This is a genomic window from Geoglobus acetivorans (genome assembly GCF_000789255.1).
Taxonomy (GTDB): domain Archaea; phylum Halobacteriota; class Archaeoglobi; order Archaeoglobales; family Archaeoglobaceae; genus Geoglobus; species Geoglobus acetivorans_B.
In genome coordinates this window covers 735640-745584 of record NZ_CP009552.1, presented here as the reverse complement: position 1 = coordinate 745584, position 9945 = coordinate 735640, and the positions used below count along the sequence as shown (strand labels likewise).

27 protein-coding genes are annotated in these 9945 nt (G+C 47.3%); 23 read left to right on the top strand and 4 right to left on the bottom strand.

The window, feature by feature from the left end; translation table 11 throughout:
- Positions 1 to 187 precede the first annotated feature (187 nt).
- The 18 genes from GACE_RS04365 to GACE_RS04290 all read left to right on the top strand — a co-directional run bounded on the left by GACE_RS04365 (position 188) and on the right by GACE_RS04290 (position 6078).
- On the top strand, positions 188 to 391 hold the full coding sequence (locus GACE_RS04365; protein WP_148305919.1) for a ribbon-helix-helix domain-containing protein: 204 nt from the start codon (positions 188 to 190) through the stop codon (positions 389 to 391).
- On the top strand, positions 375 to 590 hold the full coding sequence (locus tag GACE_RS04360; protein WP_048091499.1) for a ribbon-helix-helix domain-containing protein: 216 nt from the start codon (positions 375 to 377) through the stop codon (positions 588 to 590). The genes GACE_RS04365 and GACE_RS04360 overlap by 17 nt, the downstream gene beginning before the upstream one ends.
- Positions 583 to 780: a hypothetical protein gene (locus tag GACE_RS04355; protein ID WP_048091497.1), complete on the top strand. Its 198-nt coding sequence runs from the start codon at positions 583 to 585 to the stop codon at positions 778 to 780. The genes GACE_RS04360 and GACE_RS04355 overlap by 8 nt, the downstream gene beginning before the upstream one ends.
- On the top strand, positions 780 to 1079 hold the full coding sequence (locus GACE_RS04350) for a hypothetical protein (RefSeq protein ID WP_048091495.1): 300 nt from the start codon (positions 780 to 782) through the stop codon (positions 1077 to 1079). The genes GACE_RS04355 and GACE_RS04350 overlap by 1 nt, the downstream gene beginning before the upstream one ends.
- Positions 1079 to 1273, top strand: a complete 195-nt coding sequence (locus tag GACE_RS04345) for a hypothetical protein (RefSeq protein WP_048091492.1) — start codon at positions 1079 to 1081, stop codon at positions 1271 to 1273. Before GACE_RS04350 ends, GACE_RS04345 begins: the two co-directional genes overlap by 1 nt.
- Positions 1254 to 1376, top strand: a complete 123-nt coding sequence (locus GACE_RS11890; protein WP_318249297.1) for a hypothetical protein — start codon at positions 1254 to 1256, stop codon at positions 1374 to 1376. Before GACE_RS04345 ends, GACE_RS11890 begins: the two co-directional genes overlap by 20 nt.
- Positions 1363 to 1608, top strand: a complete 246-nt coding sequence (locus GACE_RS04340; protein WP_048091490.1) for a hypothetical protein — start codon at positions 1363 to 1365, stop codon at positions 1606 to 1608. Before GACE_RS11890 ends, GACE_RS04340 begins: the two co-directional genes overlap by 14 nt.
- On the top strand, positions 1605 to 2174 hold the full coding sequence (locus GACE_RS04335; protein WP_048091489.1) for a hypothetical protein: 570 nt from the start codon (positions 1605 to 1607) through the stop codon (positions 2172 to 2174). The genes GACE_RS04340 and GACE_RS04335 overlap by 4 nt, the downstream gene beginning before the upstream one ends.
- Before the next feature lie 4 nt (positions 2175 to 2178).
- Complete coding sequence (locus tag GACE_RS04330; protein WP_048091488.1) at positions 2179 to 2385, top strand: hypothetical protein; 207 nt, start codon at positions 2179 to 2181, stop codon at positions 2383 to 2385.
- A gap of 1 nt (position 2386) precedes the next feature.
- Positions 2387 to 3127 (top strand): DNA polymerase sliding clamp, encoded by a 741-nt coding sequence (locus tag GACE_RS04325; protein WP_318249295.1) that lies wholly within the window; start codon positions 2387 to 2389, stop codon positions 3125 to 3127.
- Entirely contained in the window at positions 3127 to 3387 is a 261-nt protein-coding gene (locus tag GACE_RS04320; protein WP_048091487.1) for a hypothetical protein, read from the top strand. Before GACE_RS04325 ends, GACE_RS04320 begins: the two co-directional genes overlap by 1 nt.
- Positions 3384 to 3977, top strand: coding sequence for a hypothetical protein (locus GACE_RS04315; RefSeq protein ID WP_048091485.1), 594 nt, complete (start codon positions 3384 to 3386; stop codon positions 3975 to 3977). The genes GACE_RS04320 and GACE_RS04315 overlap by 4 nt, the downstream gene beginning before the upstream one ends.
- Positions 3977 to 4237, top strand: a complete 261-nt coding sequence (locus GACE_RS04310) for a hypothetical protein (RefSeq protein WP_048091482.1) — start codon at positions 3977 to 3979, stop codon at positions 4235 to 4237. The genes GACE_RS04315 and GACE_RS04310 overlap by 1 nt, the downstream gene beginning before the upstream one ends.
- Entirely contained in the window at positions 4237 to 4452 is a 216-nt protein-coding gene (locus GACE_RS04305) for a hypothetical protein (RefSeq protein ID WP_048091481.1), read from the top strand. Before GACE_RS04310 ends, GACE_RS04305 begins: the two co-directional genes overlap by 1 nt.
- Before the next feature lie 140 nt (positions 4453 to 4592).
- Positions 4593 to 4769 (top strand): hypothetical protein, encoded by a 177-nt coding sequence (locus tag GACE_RS11650; RefSeq protein ID WP_158413803.1) that lies wholly within the window; start codon positions 4593 to 4595, stop codon positions 4767 to 4769.
- Positions 4769 to 5080 (top strand): nucleotide modification associated domain-containing protein, encoded by a 312-nt coding sequence (locus GACE_RS11200; RefSeq protein ID WP_052400220.1) that lies wholly within the window; start codon positions 4769 to 4771, stop codon positions 5078 to 5080. Before GACE_RS11650 ends, GACE_RS11200 begins: the two co-directional genes overlap by 1 nt.
- The gene (locus GACE_RS04295; protein ID WP_048091479.1) at positions 5073 to 5315 is read left to right on the top strand and encodes a hypothetical protein; all 243 of its coding nucleotides are present in this window, start codon (positions 5073 to 5075) and stop codon (positions 5313 to 5315) included. The genes GACE_RS11200 and GACE_RS04295 overlap by 8 nt, the downstream gene beginning before the upstream one ends.
- Positions 5316 to 5541: 226 nt before the next feature.
- The gene (locus tag GACE_RS04290) at positions 5542 to 6078 is read left to right on the top strand and encodes a Clp protease/crotonase-like domain-containing protein (protein WP_048091477.1); all 537 of its coding nucleotides are present in this window, start codon (positions 5542 to 5544) and stop codon (positions 6076 to 6078) included.
- 2 nt (positions 6079 to 6080) lie between these two features.
- Here GACE_RS04290 and GACE_RS04285 read toward each other — a convergent pair whose 3' ends face one another.
- The 3 genes from GACE_RS04285 to GACE_RS04275 are packed head-to-tail and all read right to left on the bottom strand — an operon-like array spanning position 6081 to position 6721.
- Positions 6081 to 6290, bottom strand: a complete 210-nt coding sequence (locus tag GACE_RS04285) for a DUF2283 domain-containing protein (RefSeq protein WP_048091475.1) — start codon at positions 6288 to 6290, stop codon at positions 6081 to 6083.
- Positions 6287 to 6553: a DUF4258 domain-containing protein gene (locus GACE_RS04280; protein ID WP_048091473.1), complete on the bottom strand. Its 267-nt coding sequence runs from the start codon at positions 6551 to 6553 to the stop codon at positions 6287 to 6289. The genes GACE_RS04285 and GACE_RS04280 overlap by 4 nt, the downstream gene beginning before the upstream one ends.
- A 12-nt stretch (positions 6554 to 6565) precedes the next feature.
- A complete protein-coding gene (locus GACE_RS04275; RefSeq protein ID WP_048091472.1) occupies positions 6566 to 6721 on the bottom strand; it encodes an AbrB/MazE/SpoVT family DNA-binding domain-containing protein in 156 nt (51 codons plus the stop codon).
- Between the two features lie 88 nt (positions 6722 to 6809).
- Between GACE_RS04275 and GACE_RS04270 the strand changes: the two genes are divergently transcribed.
- The 5 genes from GACE_RS04270 to GACE_RS04250 all read left to right on the top strand — a co-directional run bounded on the left by GACE_RS04270 (position 6810) and on the right by GACE_RS04250 (position 9540).
- Positions 6810 to 6998: a hypothetical protein gene (locus tag GACE_RS04270; RefSeq protein WP_048091471.1), complete on the top strand. Its 189-nt coding sequence runs from the start codon at positions 6810 to 6812 to the stop codon at positions 6996 to 6998.
- A gap of 20 nt (positions 6999 to 7018) precedes the next feature.
- The gene (locus GACE_RS04265; protein ID WP_048091469.1) at positions 7019 to 7270 is read left to right on the top strand and encodes a hypothetical protein; all 252 of its coding nucleotides are present in this window, start codon (positions 7019 to 7021) and stop codon (positions 7268 to 7270) included.
- A gap of 18 nt (positions 7271 to 7288) precedes the next feature.
- Positions 7289 to 7702, top strand: a complete 414-nt coding sequence (locus GACE_RS04260; RefSeq protein WP_048091466.1) for a hypothetical protein — start codon at positions 7289 to 7291, stop codon at positions 7700 to 7702.
- 76 nt (positions 7703 to 7778) lie between these two features.
- Positions 7779 to 8228 (top strand): hypothetical protein, encoded by a 450-nt coding sequence (locus tag GACE_RS04255; protein WP_048091464.1) that lies wholly within the window; start codon positions 7779 to 7781, stop codon positions 8226 to 8228.
- Entirely contained in the window at positions 8221 to 9540 is a 1320-nt protein-coding gene (locus GACE_RS04250) for a terminase large subunit domain-containing protein (RefSeq protein ID WP_048091461.1), read from the top strand. The genes GACE_RS04255 and GACE_RS04250 overlap by 8 nt, the downstream gene beginning before the upstream one ends.
- Here the strand turns inward: GACE_RS04250 and GACE_RS04245 are convergent.
- Positions 9525 to 9917 (bottom strand): hypothetical protein, encoded by a 393-nt coding sequence (locus GACE_RS04245; RefSeq protein WP_048091459.1) that lies wholly within the window; start codon positions 9915 to 9917, stop codon positions 9525 to 9527. The two genes, GACE_RS04250 and GACE_RS04245, sit on opposite strands and share 16 nt — an antisense overlap.
- Positions 9918 to 9945: the final 28 nt, after the last annotated feature.

Genomic DNA, 9945 nt, shown 5'->3' with positions numbered 1-9945 from the left:
TAATTAATGAGTGTTTCGGTGTTGTGAGTCGGTTAGGCTATTCATAATATTTTTGGAATAGTTTTACAATTGTAATCTCTTTGTGTGCTTATTCCAGATATCATGTAACAAAAGTAAAGTAATCGTAAAGTATAAATATAGGCGCTCGCTAATATAGCAATAGTAAAGTAATTGAGGTGATTAAACCGTGAGTCGGGCAAAAGTTGTGGATGGAGAGTATCTGAATGTGAGGGTAGCAAGGGCTGATGCGGAGGCGCTGAAGGAGCTCGTTGACAGGGGGCTGTTCATGAACGTCAGCGATGCAGTCAGAACAGCAATCAGAGAGCTTGTTTCGAAGTATAAGGTTCTGGAGAATGAGGAGGAGGTGACCACAGATGCCCGACAGCAGTGAGCTCTTCAGGTGGCTTAGTCAGGAGAAGACCATGGTCAGCTTCCAGATGAGACTCGACAGGCTTTACCTGCTGGACAAGCTTGTCAAGTCTGGAGAGTTCAAGAGCAGGTCTCATGCGATTGTAACGGCGATAGAGGATCTGCTGAGGCAGTACTACCCCGAACTCCATTCCGAGCTGGAGGTGAACAGCAATGTCTGACGAGCAGATTGTCAGGCACGAGCACTACAACTTCAGGGAGCAGGAGCTGAAAGTGACGCTGAAGAGAGGGACCAGAGGGGATTACGGCTGGGAGATCAGCTACAACGGCACGGACATCGAGGAAGTTCTGCAGAAGATCAAAGAGGCTGATGAGAAGCTGAGAGAGGCTTTTCTCGGAGGGGGAGAGTGATGCCATTCGCACCGGTTCTCAAGAATGGGCTGGCGATCATCAGGGTCGAGGCAAAACCGCACATTCTGGAGAAGCTCAAACAGCTTAAACTCGTGGAAGAGCGGGATGGAGAGTACTACTTCAGGAAGTGCAGAAACTACAGAAAGAAGCTCGCAAACCTTCTTGAAGAACTCCATTTGTGCATAACGATCAAAGATGGGTACGTCACCTATGTTTTCAGAGAGAGCGACGACCTGATCGAGGAATTTCTTGAGAGTGTCGAACGAGAGATTCTGGAGGTCGAGGCAATTCTGGGGTGATGTCAATGCTCATTCACTGCAATGAATACACGGAGGGATTCGAAGTAATAACTGTCAAGAAGTCGAGACTGACAATGGACGAGGCAAAAGAGATCATCGACGCGCTCGCGGGCATCGGCTACCGCTTCTCGCACTTCGAGGGCTCGCTCATGTACTTCACCAGGGGTGGCGGCGATGATCCCTCCAAACTTTAAGCCCGCGAACTGCTGCGCCGCCTGCACCTACTTCAAGGGGAGCTACTGCGTGAAGCACAGCTATCCAACCACAGGAGTGATGGTCTGTGATGAGTTTGAGTGAGCTGCCAGTCCCGCTGAGCTACAAGGTCATAAGGGCCGGCAGCACAGAGACGATAGTCCTCACCTGCCCCAAGTGCGGCAGGGTCGGCAGGCTAACGCGGAATGGCTACAACAGCCACGGACCGAAGTTCAGGGTGGAGCACGAGGAAGGCTACTGTCCACTCTCTTTCTTTGACGGGCCGATTTACGACGAGGTCAGGAAGATCTACGACTCGGTGAGGGTAAAAAGATGATCCAGCCGGTCAGCGTCCCCATAGATGAGAAGTTCATCACGGACGCGTGCTATTACGCGTTCAAAACCGTAACGTGCTCGTTCGATAACGCAATGAAGCCACGCTTTGGGAACGGTGGACTCTTCAAGCACCTCCTCGGCAAAATTGGGGAGACGGCGTTCTTCCGCTTCTGTCTCGAAAACCAGATTGCGGTGAAGCACACACCGTTCAGGAACGACTACTCAGAACTCAACAGCATGGACGACTTCGTGATCAGCCTCCTCGGCCACGACTTCAGGGTGGAGGTCAAGACTGCAACTCTAAACAACCCGCTGAACCCCGACGGCAAGCTCGTGCTGTTCTACAACCGCGACCAGTACAAGGCTCAGGAGGACCATGATTACCTGGTAGTTTTTGCGGGGGTTAACAGGGAAGTCACGCAGATCGCCCTTATCGGCTGGATTCACGCGGAGGACATTCGCAGCTGCAAGATCTGGACGAAGAACATGAAGGCTCCTGCTTATGCAATCCCCCTCGCCAAACTCAGGGACATGAGGAGGCTCGCAGACGCGGAGGTCTGGAGGTGAGACAATGCTTGAGCTTTTAACCACGATTTACTTCACGATCGGCATTTTCGTTGGGACGCTGATCATCAACGACATTAGGAGGACGGTGTACATCCCAAAGCTGAGAGTCAAAGACTATCTCGAGGTTTTTCTGATTTCGGTTTTTTTGTGGCTTCCGTTTTTTGTGTGGGTGTTTCTGGAGGATAGGATGGGAAAATCCGGGGGCAGATAGTATGATGATTGAAGCTGGGCTGAATGGCGATGCTCTGAAAAAGCTCGTCAAGGGCCTGAGCCTCCTCGTGTCCGAGGCGAGGTGGCACTTCAACGAGTTCGGCCTGAAGGTTGTCGCAGTCGATCCCGCGAACGTTGCGATGATCATCGCGTCCATTCCTGCAGACAGCTTTGACGTCTACAGCATCTCGGACGAGGAGGTCGTGATAGGGGTAGACATCAACAGAGTGAATGAAATCACGAAGAAGATCCCCAAGGGTGATAGTGCCTCTCTGTCGGCAGAAGTGGCCACACTCAAAATAGGGTTCGGGAAGCTCGAGTACAGTGTCGCATTGATAGATCCTGCTGCGATAAGGAAGTCCCCGAAGGTGCCGAGTCTGGACACCAAGGCCGAGGTTGTTGTGGATCCGGCTGAGTTCAAGAGGGCGATAGAGCTCGCCGGGAAGATCTCCGAGCACGTCGTCCTCGAGGTCAAGGACGGCGAGTTCGTGATCTCTGCGAAAGAGAGCCTCGAGACGATCAGGGTGAGCTTCGACGATGGCAGTTTGATCAGCCTCGAGGGCGGTAACGCGCGGAGCATGTTCGGTGTTGAGTACATACAGATGTTCACCAAGGTCGCCAACAAAGACGACGAGCTCCACATCCACCTCGGGACAGACTACCCTGGGAAGTTCAGCTTCGTCAGCGACTCCTGCAGGGTGGAGTACATACTCGCTCCGAGGCTCGAGCAGGGGGTGTACTGATGACCTACGTTACCCTCAAGTCGGTTCTGGCGGAGGACACGCTGAGCGGAAGGAAGATCAGGGCCAAGCTCGAGGGCGATGGCTCAGCGAAGATCACAATTACCATTCAGGCCGAGAAGAAGGAGCACGTCAAGGAAGTCCTCAAAACGCTGAAGAGGGGTGCAGTTTTCGAGCTGAGGCTCGAGCCGATCGGCTCGATGGATGACAAGACGCTCGACGATTTTCCAATTTTTGAAGATGATCGGGGTGATGAGGCGTGATAGTCAGGCTTGGCGATCTGGAGTTCGAAATTCTCAGCGAGAACGATGTCGTGCTGTTCGGAAAGCTCGTGAGGGTACTGAGAGAGGATGACGAAGAAGAACCGTCAGCGATTGTTAAGCCATCGGCTAACAGTGATAAGAACCTCGAGGAGGTAGAGGAAAGAAGAGAGGAGGAAGACAGAAAAGACGAGGACACGTCCGAATTCGTCAACGCTGGTTTCTTCAAATATCTCGTGAAGGACAACGTTCTGAAGATCAGAATCGCGAAGAAAACAAGACAGTTCGACTACGAGAAGGTCAGGAAGCTGTACGATTCCCTTCCAGAGGAGTCCACTTACGAGGATCTTCTCGCTGCCGCGGCTAAAGTCGGGCTGAAGATCATGAGGTCCGATGCGTATGCACTCATGCACTTCTTCTCACGCTACGTGGACTTCGATGCCGAGCTGATCCCTGGAGGGAGGGGGAGAGGCAACAGAACAAGGCTCGTGAAGCTAAATCCGCAGGACACAAATGATCTCAGGAGCATGCTCGAGCTTGAAAAGAGCGTGATCGGGGTTGTGGATGGAGAGGACACGGAGGTTGATGAGTGATGACAGCAGTCGAATGTGACAAGGTCACTGGCTTGCTCGACTACGAGATAATACTCAGACTCAACGCAATAAACAGGGCACTCGGAGGTGGCAGAATTGCGGTAGCACGTGGATGGGCAATTCAGCTCAGAAGGTTAGTGGATCAGCTCATCGAGGAGCTGGAAAAAGAGATGGAGGAGAGGGGTTGCTTGGGGGACTCTTGCCCGGATCATGACTGCCTTGTTTACTACTGTATGGGGAGGCCGGAGGTCGATGTCTAATGTACGCTGCATATTACTGCACTGAAAACTGTGATGGAAAACCTTGTATTGTTGTCTATCCAGAGGATGTTCCTCCAACTCCGAAAAGCTGTCTCATTGGTTCATCTAACGCAGAATGGGAACCCTTGACAGGATTAAAGTCACTCGACAAGTTCGTAGATGAAGCTCTCGATAGAATCGATGAATTGATGAGTGAAGAGGAGGTCGAGGGCTGATGGACCTAATAATGCATAACTTTTCAGGAATTCTTTGCATTAAATGCGGTGCTAAGATCAAGAAATACGAGTTTTACTATGCTAACGAAAAGAAAGAGTCATTTTGCCTGGATTGTGCCAAACCTGAGGAGGTCTGAGCCATGACAGTCATTTACGATTCTTTTGGGGTTCCTGGAAACTGCAGAGGTTGCGGTGGAAAGACGCACTGGCACATCAATGGAGACTATCCGCTTTGTCCAAAATGCATGCGTGAACTCGTATGTGAGGTCAAAAACCTGGCAGAGAGAGGATTTCTGAATTTTGATGGTGATGCCTGATGACTAAGCTGATCTCAGAGCTTGGACAGATCTTTACAGAATGTCTCGAAATTGCGAGAAAGAAGAACAGGGATTACGCCGGTAATCGCTCTCCCTTCCACAATTTTGAACTCTGTGAAAGACTTGGAATCTGCAGCCTCGAGGAGGGAATACTGGTAAGGATGACTGACAAGATGTCGAGAATTGCCAACCTGCTCAAGAAGGAAGCCGATGTCAGGGATGAGTCGATAGAGGACACGCTGAAGGACCTGATAAACTACTCTGCGATTCTGATAGCATATCTCAGGACAACGAGGGAGAACAATGATTGAGGTCATAAGAGTGACCGAACTCCAGAACAAGCGAAAATCGATAGAAGTAATCTGCCCGAAATGCGGAAATCCGGGAAGGCTCAGAATGTCGAGGGCAAACATCTTCGGAGACATCAAGTTCAGGGTCATACATGGAAGAGAATACAGGCAGAGAGTCTGCAGCTTCGGACTGAATTCTGAGGAGTACGATGGGCTTTATGAAGTCTTCATGTCCATCAAGGGTGCACAGAAATGACGTACTTACCACCACCTATTTCTTCTGTTTCAAGTGCATCAAGTGAAGTAACGAAAGTCTTGGTTATGAAGTTAATATTAATAAGGGGGGTTAATAATTATATTAATTAACCGCTTCATAATTCATAGGACAGCAGTAGGTATCTATTTTCACGAAATCAATCCTGAGTTATCCAGATTATTAAGCGAAGTTAATAAGGTTAATAATCTCCTCGGAGGTGTTTTTGTTGGCAAGAATATTCTCATTTAGCGTTTCTGAGGACAAAACTCAATTAATCGCTATCCTCGAGAAATGGAGTGAAAACAAAGAGCTGAGTAAAAATATAGTCGCAATCCTTGAAGGTCTTTATTTGACAGGAAACATGAATTTCAATGCAAAGAATGTATCAGATGATTTCTTCAAGATAGTCGAACTTGAGAAGAAGCTTATAGAGTTGAAAAAACAGATAGCCATCATAAATGAGCTCGAGGCAGAAATTCGGGAGATGAAAAAGAAGTTTGAAGATATGAAAAATCATACGGAGACCCATAACAACTCACGGTTAATTGAAATTCTGAAAAATGATGTGTTTGATGATATTAATGCTCTCAGAAAGAAACTGAACAACGGCACAAGCGAATACGAGAAACATGAGGTTGTGAGGTTTATCAAGGTTAGGCTGACCAATTTCGCATTAGAGAACGGATTAAACTATCCCGAAGCTCGCAATCTTTTCTTTAAGGCATTTCCTGATACTGAAGAACTGCTGAAAAACAAGATATAGAATCACAATTTGACTTCCTTAACTGCCTTGAGATACTCGAGAAACACCGGGAGAATAAGCTCCTTGGCTCTCCAGATCTCCATGCTCACTATTTCACCATCTTTATCGAAAGATACAACAACATCGTCATTCAGCATGTCAGAATCAACTGGTTTTGAATCTGAAAACTTCAGGTACAGGATGTCTGCTTTTCTGTCATACTTAACATTCATAACTCCAACCACCTTCCACTTTTAACTCTCTTCTCAATCTTATTAATTTTGCTGGTGGGGAACAATGTAACGACGGTGATTTCGTCATTGCTTTCATAGACTGTAATGAGGTATTTGTTTTCTACAATTTTTTTGACTGCGACGATCCTTCCAGTCAAGATATCCAAATATAGGTGATCTGGAGAGGTTATGCAGTTGGCAACATCTTCCTCTGAAATATTGTACTCTTCCATTCTGATTTTGGCATGCTCTGTAAACTTCATGATCTCAACTTGCTAAGCTTTTCTTATCACGATTTCCCCATTTTTCTCGACAAATACAACCCTATCTCCTGCTGTAAGCCCCAGCTTCTCTCGAATCGTTTTTGTTATGGTTATCTGATATTTCGAACTCAATGTGGCAACGTCAAGGATTCTTTCATCGCTTTCCATAAGTAAAGTAAGTAACGAAAATTTTAAATACTTTACGTTTCATAGTAAAGAATGTAAAGAAAATAAAGAAATTAAAGAGGTGTCCAAAATGCCCGTGAAATGTGTCCGATGTGGGTATGAGGGTTGTGGGAGCAATGGTCTGTGCCCGCTGTGTGGTGGGGAACTGCGTAACGTAGACTTCTCAAAGAGCTTCCCGGTTAAGAAGGGCTGGCTGGTTTTTGAGGGTGGAATGGAGAGGGTTGTGATAAAGCAAACACTCCTTGAGGCTTTTTCCTAAAATTTTAAGAGGTGATTGAGATGGAAGAAGAGCAGACTGTGATAATAGAAGGAGAGGAGTTCGTCAGGGTGTCAATACCTCTGCCTAAGAGGTTTGTTGAGTTCTTGAGAGAATATGGGAAGTGGGTAGGCTATGAAGAAGACGAGACGGACAAGTTCATTGGCGAAGCAATCACAGAGTCTATCGAATCATACATTCAGAGCAAGCTGGACGATATGTTGCTTTTGGCACCAGTGAAGGTTCAGAAGTTCAGGAAGAAATTTAATTTATGATGAAGTGGTGGGATGGATATGAACTGGAAAGATAGCATAGATCTGATTAAAAAATTGGTTGGAGGGAGAATTAAGGAAGCAGATGTTGTGTTAAGAATAGATGAGAAAGCACTGAATTTCAACAAAATCTGGATTACTGTGGAAAATGAAGGGAAAGAGTACTTCATTGAGTTCGAAGGGGGATTGTATATCGAAGAACTCAAATCGTCCAATGAAGATCTCAAAAAATCACCAAAAGCAATTTTGAGAGAAATAATAAGCAAGCTCGAGAAACAATATGAGAAGGGAGTACCAAAAGAGGCAATATTGGATGAGGCCAAAATGGTGGGGATTTCACAAGCAGAAGTGGAGAATTCGCTTCTAAAATTGAGAGAGATGGGAGAAATCTATTGCCCACGGCCAGACCACTACCGAGTAGTGCATGAGTATTAGGATTTAATTTTGTTTTCTCAATTCATTCGCTAACTTTCGACCCACTCTTTTAAAGTCATCCGCAACAAACGAAACCATGCGTAACGGTATAACGGATCCCCGCTGCAAGATCTGTAAATCCGAACACCTCGAAGAAATAAATCAGATGCTCATCGAAGGTCGCCCTTATTCGGAAATCATTGCTAAATTCTCAGATCTCAACCTCAACAAGACGAATCTGACAAGACACAAGAATCACTTCAATTTTGTCAGGGCTGGGGTGGAGAAATACGAGAGATTGAAGCAGCAGCTTGAAGAGGGGGCAGAGAGAGTTGTAGATGAGCTTAAAGCCCTTGATGCCACCATTGCAAGAATGCAAGAGTATGTCCTCACGATCGACCCTGAAAAGAAACCCCGTAGTCTCGAAGTTTGTGCCAACACAATGCTCAGGGCCATCAAACTCAAGCACGAAATAGCCGGCAACATAGAGGATCCAACCTCGAGACTTCTCGCACTCTTCGAGGAGGCACTGAAGGAGGATGAATGATCTTATCTCCGAACTCTCAAAAGACAGGAAGAAAATAAAGCAGGCCATCAAGGATCCTGTTCTGTTCACTCAGTTCTTCCTCTACCACAAGCCCCATCCGGCTCAGGAGCAAATCCTACGTGACAGATGCCAGTTCTTAACAGTTGTTGCAGGCAGACGTTTTGGCAAGACGAAGGCGATGGCATTCTCTGCAATCCACTACGCCGTGACCCACCCAGGTTCTATCCAGTTCATCCTCGCCCCCAGCTACAACCAGGCAAACATCATGTTCTGGGAGATCACGAGCCTGCTGTCTAAGTCTATCCTCGTCCATCTGGTCGAGAGGGTTTACAAGACACCGTTCAGCCGAATAATCTTCAAAAACGGCAGCGAGATTCACGCAAGATCAACAACAAAACCGGAATACCTCAGGGGTCACAAGGCTCATCGTGTAATCCTCGACGAAGCCGCTTACATTCCGGATGATGTCGTCAGCCAGGTTGTCGAGCCGATGCTCGCAGACTACAACGGTTCGTGGATCAAGATCGGAACGCCATTCGGCAAGAACCACTTCTACGACACCTACCTCAAGGGCCAGTCTGAAGAATTCCCGGATTACTCGAGCTACCGCTTCCCCTCTACAGCCAACCCCCACATAAGCCACGAGTTCATCGAGAAGAAGAAGCGAGAGTACGGAGAGAACTCCATCATCTTCAGAACTGAATACCTTGCAGAGTTCGTCGAGGACCAGAATGCTGTGTTCAGGTGGGAGGACATCCAGAAGAACGTGGCGAGCATCGAACTGCTTGACAGAGGACATCCTGCGAGGAGATATGTCATCGGCTGTGATCTTGCGAAGTATCAGGACTACACGGTCATCGTCGTGCTGGATGTGACTGAAAAGCCGTTCAGGCTCGTCCACTTCCAGCGTTTCAACCGCCGACCTTACGCAGAGACGATCATGAGGCTGAAGGAACTGTACAGGAGGTTCAACTCACCGAGGGTGCTGATCGACTCGTCGGGAGTTGGTGATCCCGTGCTTGAGGACCTGCAGGACATTGGGGCTGAGGGCTACGTCTTCACGTCCAAGTCCAAGGTCCAGCTCATCCAGAGGTTGCAGGCGGTGATCGAGAACGGCGAGGTGAAGTATCCATACATCGAGGAGCTTGTCAGGGAGCTGCAGTTCTTCGAGTATCAGCTGACGAGGCAGGGGGTGAAGATGGAGGCGAGACAGGGCTTCCACGACGACTGCGTGATAGCTTTAGCTCTCGCTGTCTGGGCAGCCGAGCAGTACAGTGGAGGGTATATCAGCGTTGGTTATTCTCGGTTTTGAGTGAGGTCTTTGGATATTGCGAAGAGAAGTATGAATAGGGATATCACAGCAAAATATTTCCCAAACATTACCAGCACGTCTACCAGTATATCTACGGACTTGCCTGCAGAGTTAGAAGGAAATTCATTGAAGATGAGGATGACGATACCTCCTGCTATACCAGCAATAATATTTGATAAAAACTCAGAAATGACTGCTTTTAGCCTATCATTCCTGTTTATGTAATTGACAGCCGCTACAAGTATTACAAAGAAGATAGGTAGGTATAGGATTTCAAGATCAAACCCAAGTTTGTTGCCATAAACAATATCTAAAATTTTTATGACACTTCCAAAAATAGCACTCAAAACTGCCAATCTTGTCAGATACTTGTCCATATTTCATTTAACAAATCACTTCTTTTAA

Excerpts from the sequence above, each read along its gene's own strand:
- GACE_RS04360 (WP_048091499.1), top strand. The coding sequence starts at position 375 with ATGCCCGACAGCAGTGAGCTCTTCAGGTGGCTTAGTCAGGAGAAGACC.
- GACE_RS04355 (WP_048091497.1), top strand. The coding sequence starts at position 583 with ATGTCTGACGAGCAGATTGTCAGGCACGAGCACTACAACTTCAGGGAG.
- GACE_RS04350 (WP_048091495.1), top strand. The coding sequence starts at position 780 with ATGCCATTCGCACCGGTTCTCAAGAATGGGCTGGCGATCATCAGGGTC.
- GACE_RS04345 (WP_048091492.1), top strand. The coding sequence starts at position 1,079 with ATGTCAATGCTCATTCACTGCAATGAATACACGGAGGGATTCGAAGTA.
- GACE_RS11890 (WP_318249297.1), top strand. The coding sequence starts at position 1,254 with ATGATCCCTCCAAACTTTAAGCCCGCGAACTGCTGCGCCGCCTGCACC.
- GACE_RS04340 (WP_048091490.1), top strand. The coding sequence starts at position 1,363 with ATGAGTTTGAGTGAGCTGCCAGTCCCGCTGAGCTACAAGGTCATAAGG.
- GACE_RS04335 (WP_048091489.1), top strand. The coding sequence starts at position 1,605 with ATGATCCAGCCGGTCAGCGTCCCCATAGATGAGAAGTTCATCACGGAC.
- GACE_RS04330 (WP_048091488.1), top strand. The coding sequence starts at position 2,179 with ATGCTTGAGCTTTTAACCACGATTTACTTCACGATCGGCATTTTCGTT.
- GACE_RS04325 (WP_318249295.1), top strand. The coding sequence starts at position 2,387 with ATGATGATTGAAGCTGGGCTGAATGGCGATGCTCTGAAAAAGCTCGTC.
- GACE_RS04320 (WP_048091487.1), top strand. The coding sequence starts at position 3,127 with ATGACCTACGTTACCCTCAAGTCGGTTCTGGCGGAGGACACGCTGAGC.
- GACE_RS04310 (WP_048091482.1), top strand. The coding sequence starts at position 3,977 with ATGACAGCAGTCGAATGTGACAAGGTCACTGGCTTGCTCGACTACGAG.
- GACE_RS04305 (WP_048091481.1), top strand. The coding sequence starts at position 4,237 with ATGTACGCTGCATATTACTGCACTGAAAACTGTGATGGAAAACCTTGT.
- GACE_RS11650 (WP_158413803.1), top strand. The coding sequence starts at position 4,593 with ATGACAGTCATTTACGATTCTTTTGGGGTTCCTGGAAACTGCAGAGGT.
- GACE_RS11200 (WP_052400220.1), top strand. The coding sequence starts at position 4,769 with ATGACTAAGCTGATCTCAGAGCTTGGACAGATCTTTACAGAATGTCTC.
- GACE_RS04295 (WP_048091479.1), top strand. The coding sequence starts at position 5,073 with ATGATTGAGGTCATAAGAGTGACCGAACTCCAGAACAAGCGAAAATCG.
- GACE_RS04285 (WP_048091475.1), bottom strand. The coding sequence starts at position 6,290 with ATGAATGTTAAGTATGACAGAAAAGCAGACATCCTGTACCTGAAGTTT.
- GACE_RS04280 (WP_048091473.1), bottom strand. The coding sequence starts at position 6,553 with ATGAAGTTTACAGAGCATGCCAAAATCAGAATGGAAGAGTACAATATT.
- GACE_RS04275 (WP_048091472.1), bottom strand. The coding sequence starts at position 6,721 with ATGGAAAGCGATGAAAGAATCCTTGACGTTGCCACATTGAGTTCGAAA.
- GACE_RS04270 (WP_048091471.1), top strand. The coding sequence starts at position 6,810 with ATGCCCGTGAAATGTGTCCGATGTGGGTATGAGGGTTGTGGGAGCAAT.
- GACE_RS04265 (WP_048091469.1), top strand. The coding sequence starts at position 7,019 with ATGGAAGAAGAGCAGACTGTGATAATAGAAGGAGAGGAGTTCGTCAGG.
- GACE_RS04260 (WP_048091466.1), top strand. The coding sequence starts at position 7,289 with ATGAACTGGAAAGATAGCATAGATCTGATTAAAAAATTGGTTGGAGGG.
- GACE_RS04255 (WP_048091464.1), top strand. The coding sequence starts at position 7,779 with ATGCGTAACGGTATAACGGATCCCCGCTGCAAGATCTGTAAATCCGAA.
- GACE_RS04250 (WP_048091461.1), top strand. The coding sequence starts at position 8,221 with ATGAATGATCTTATCTCCGAACTCTCAAAAGACAGGAAGAAAATAAAG.
- GACE_RS04245 (WP_048091459.1), bottom strand. The coding sequence starts at position 9,917 with ATGGACAAGTATCTGACAAGATTGGCAGTTTTGAGTGCTATTTTTGGA.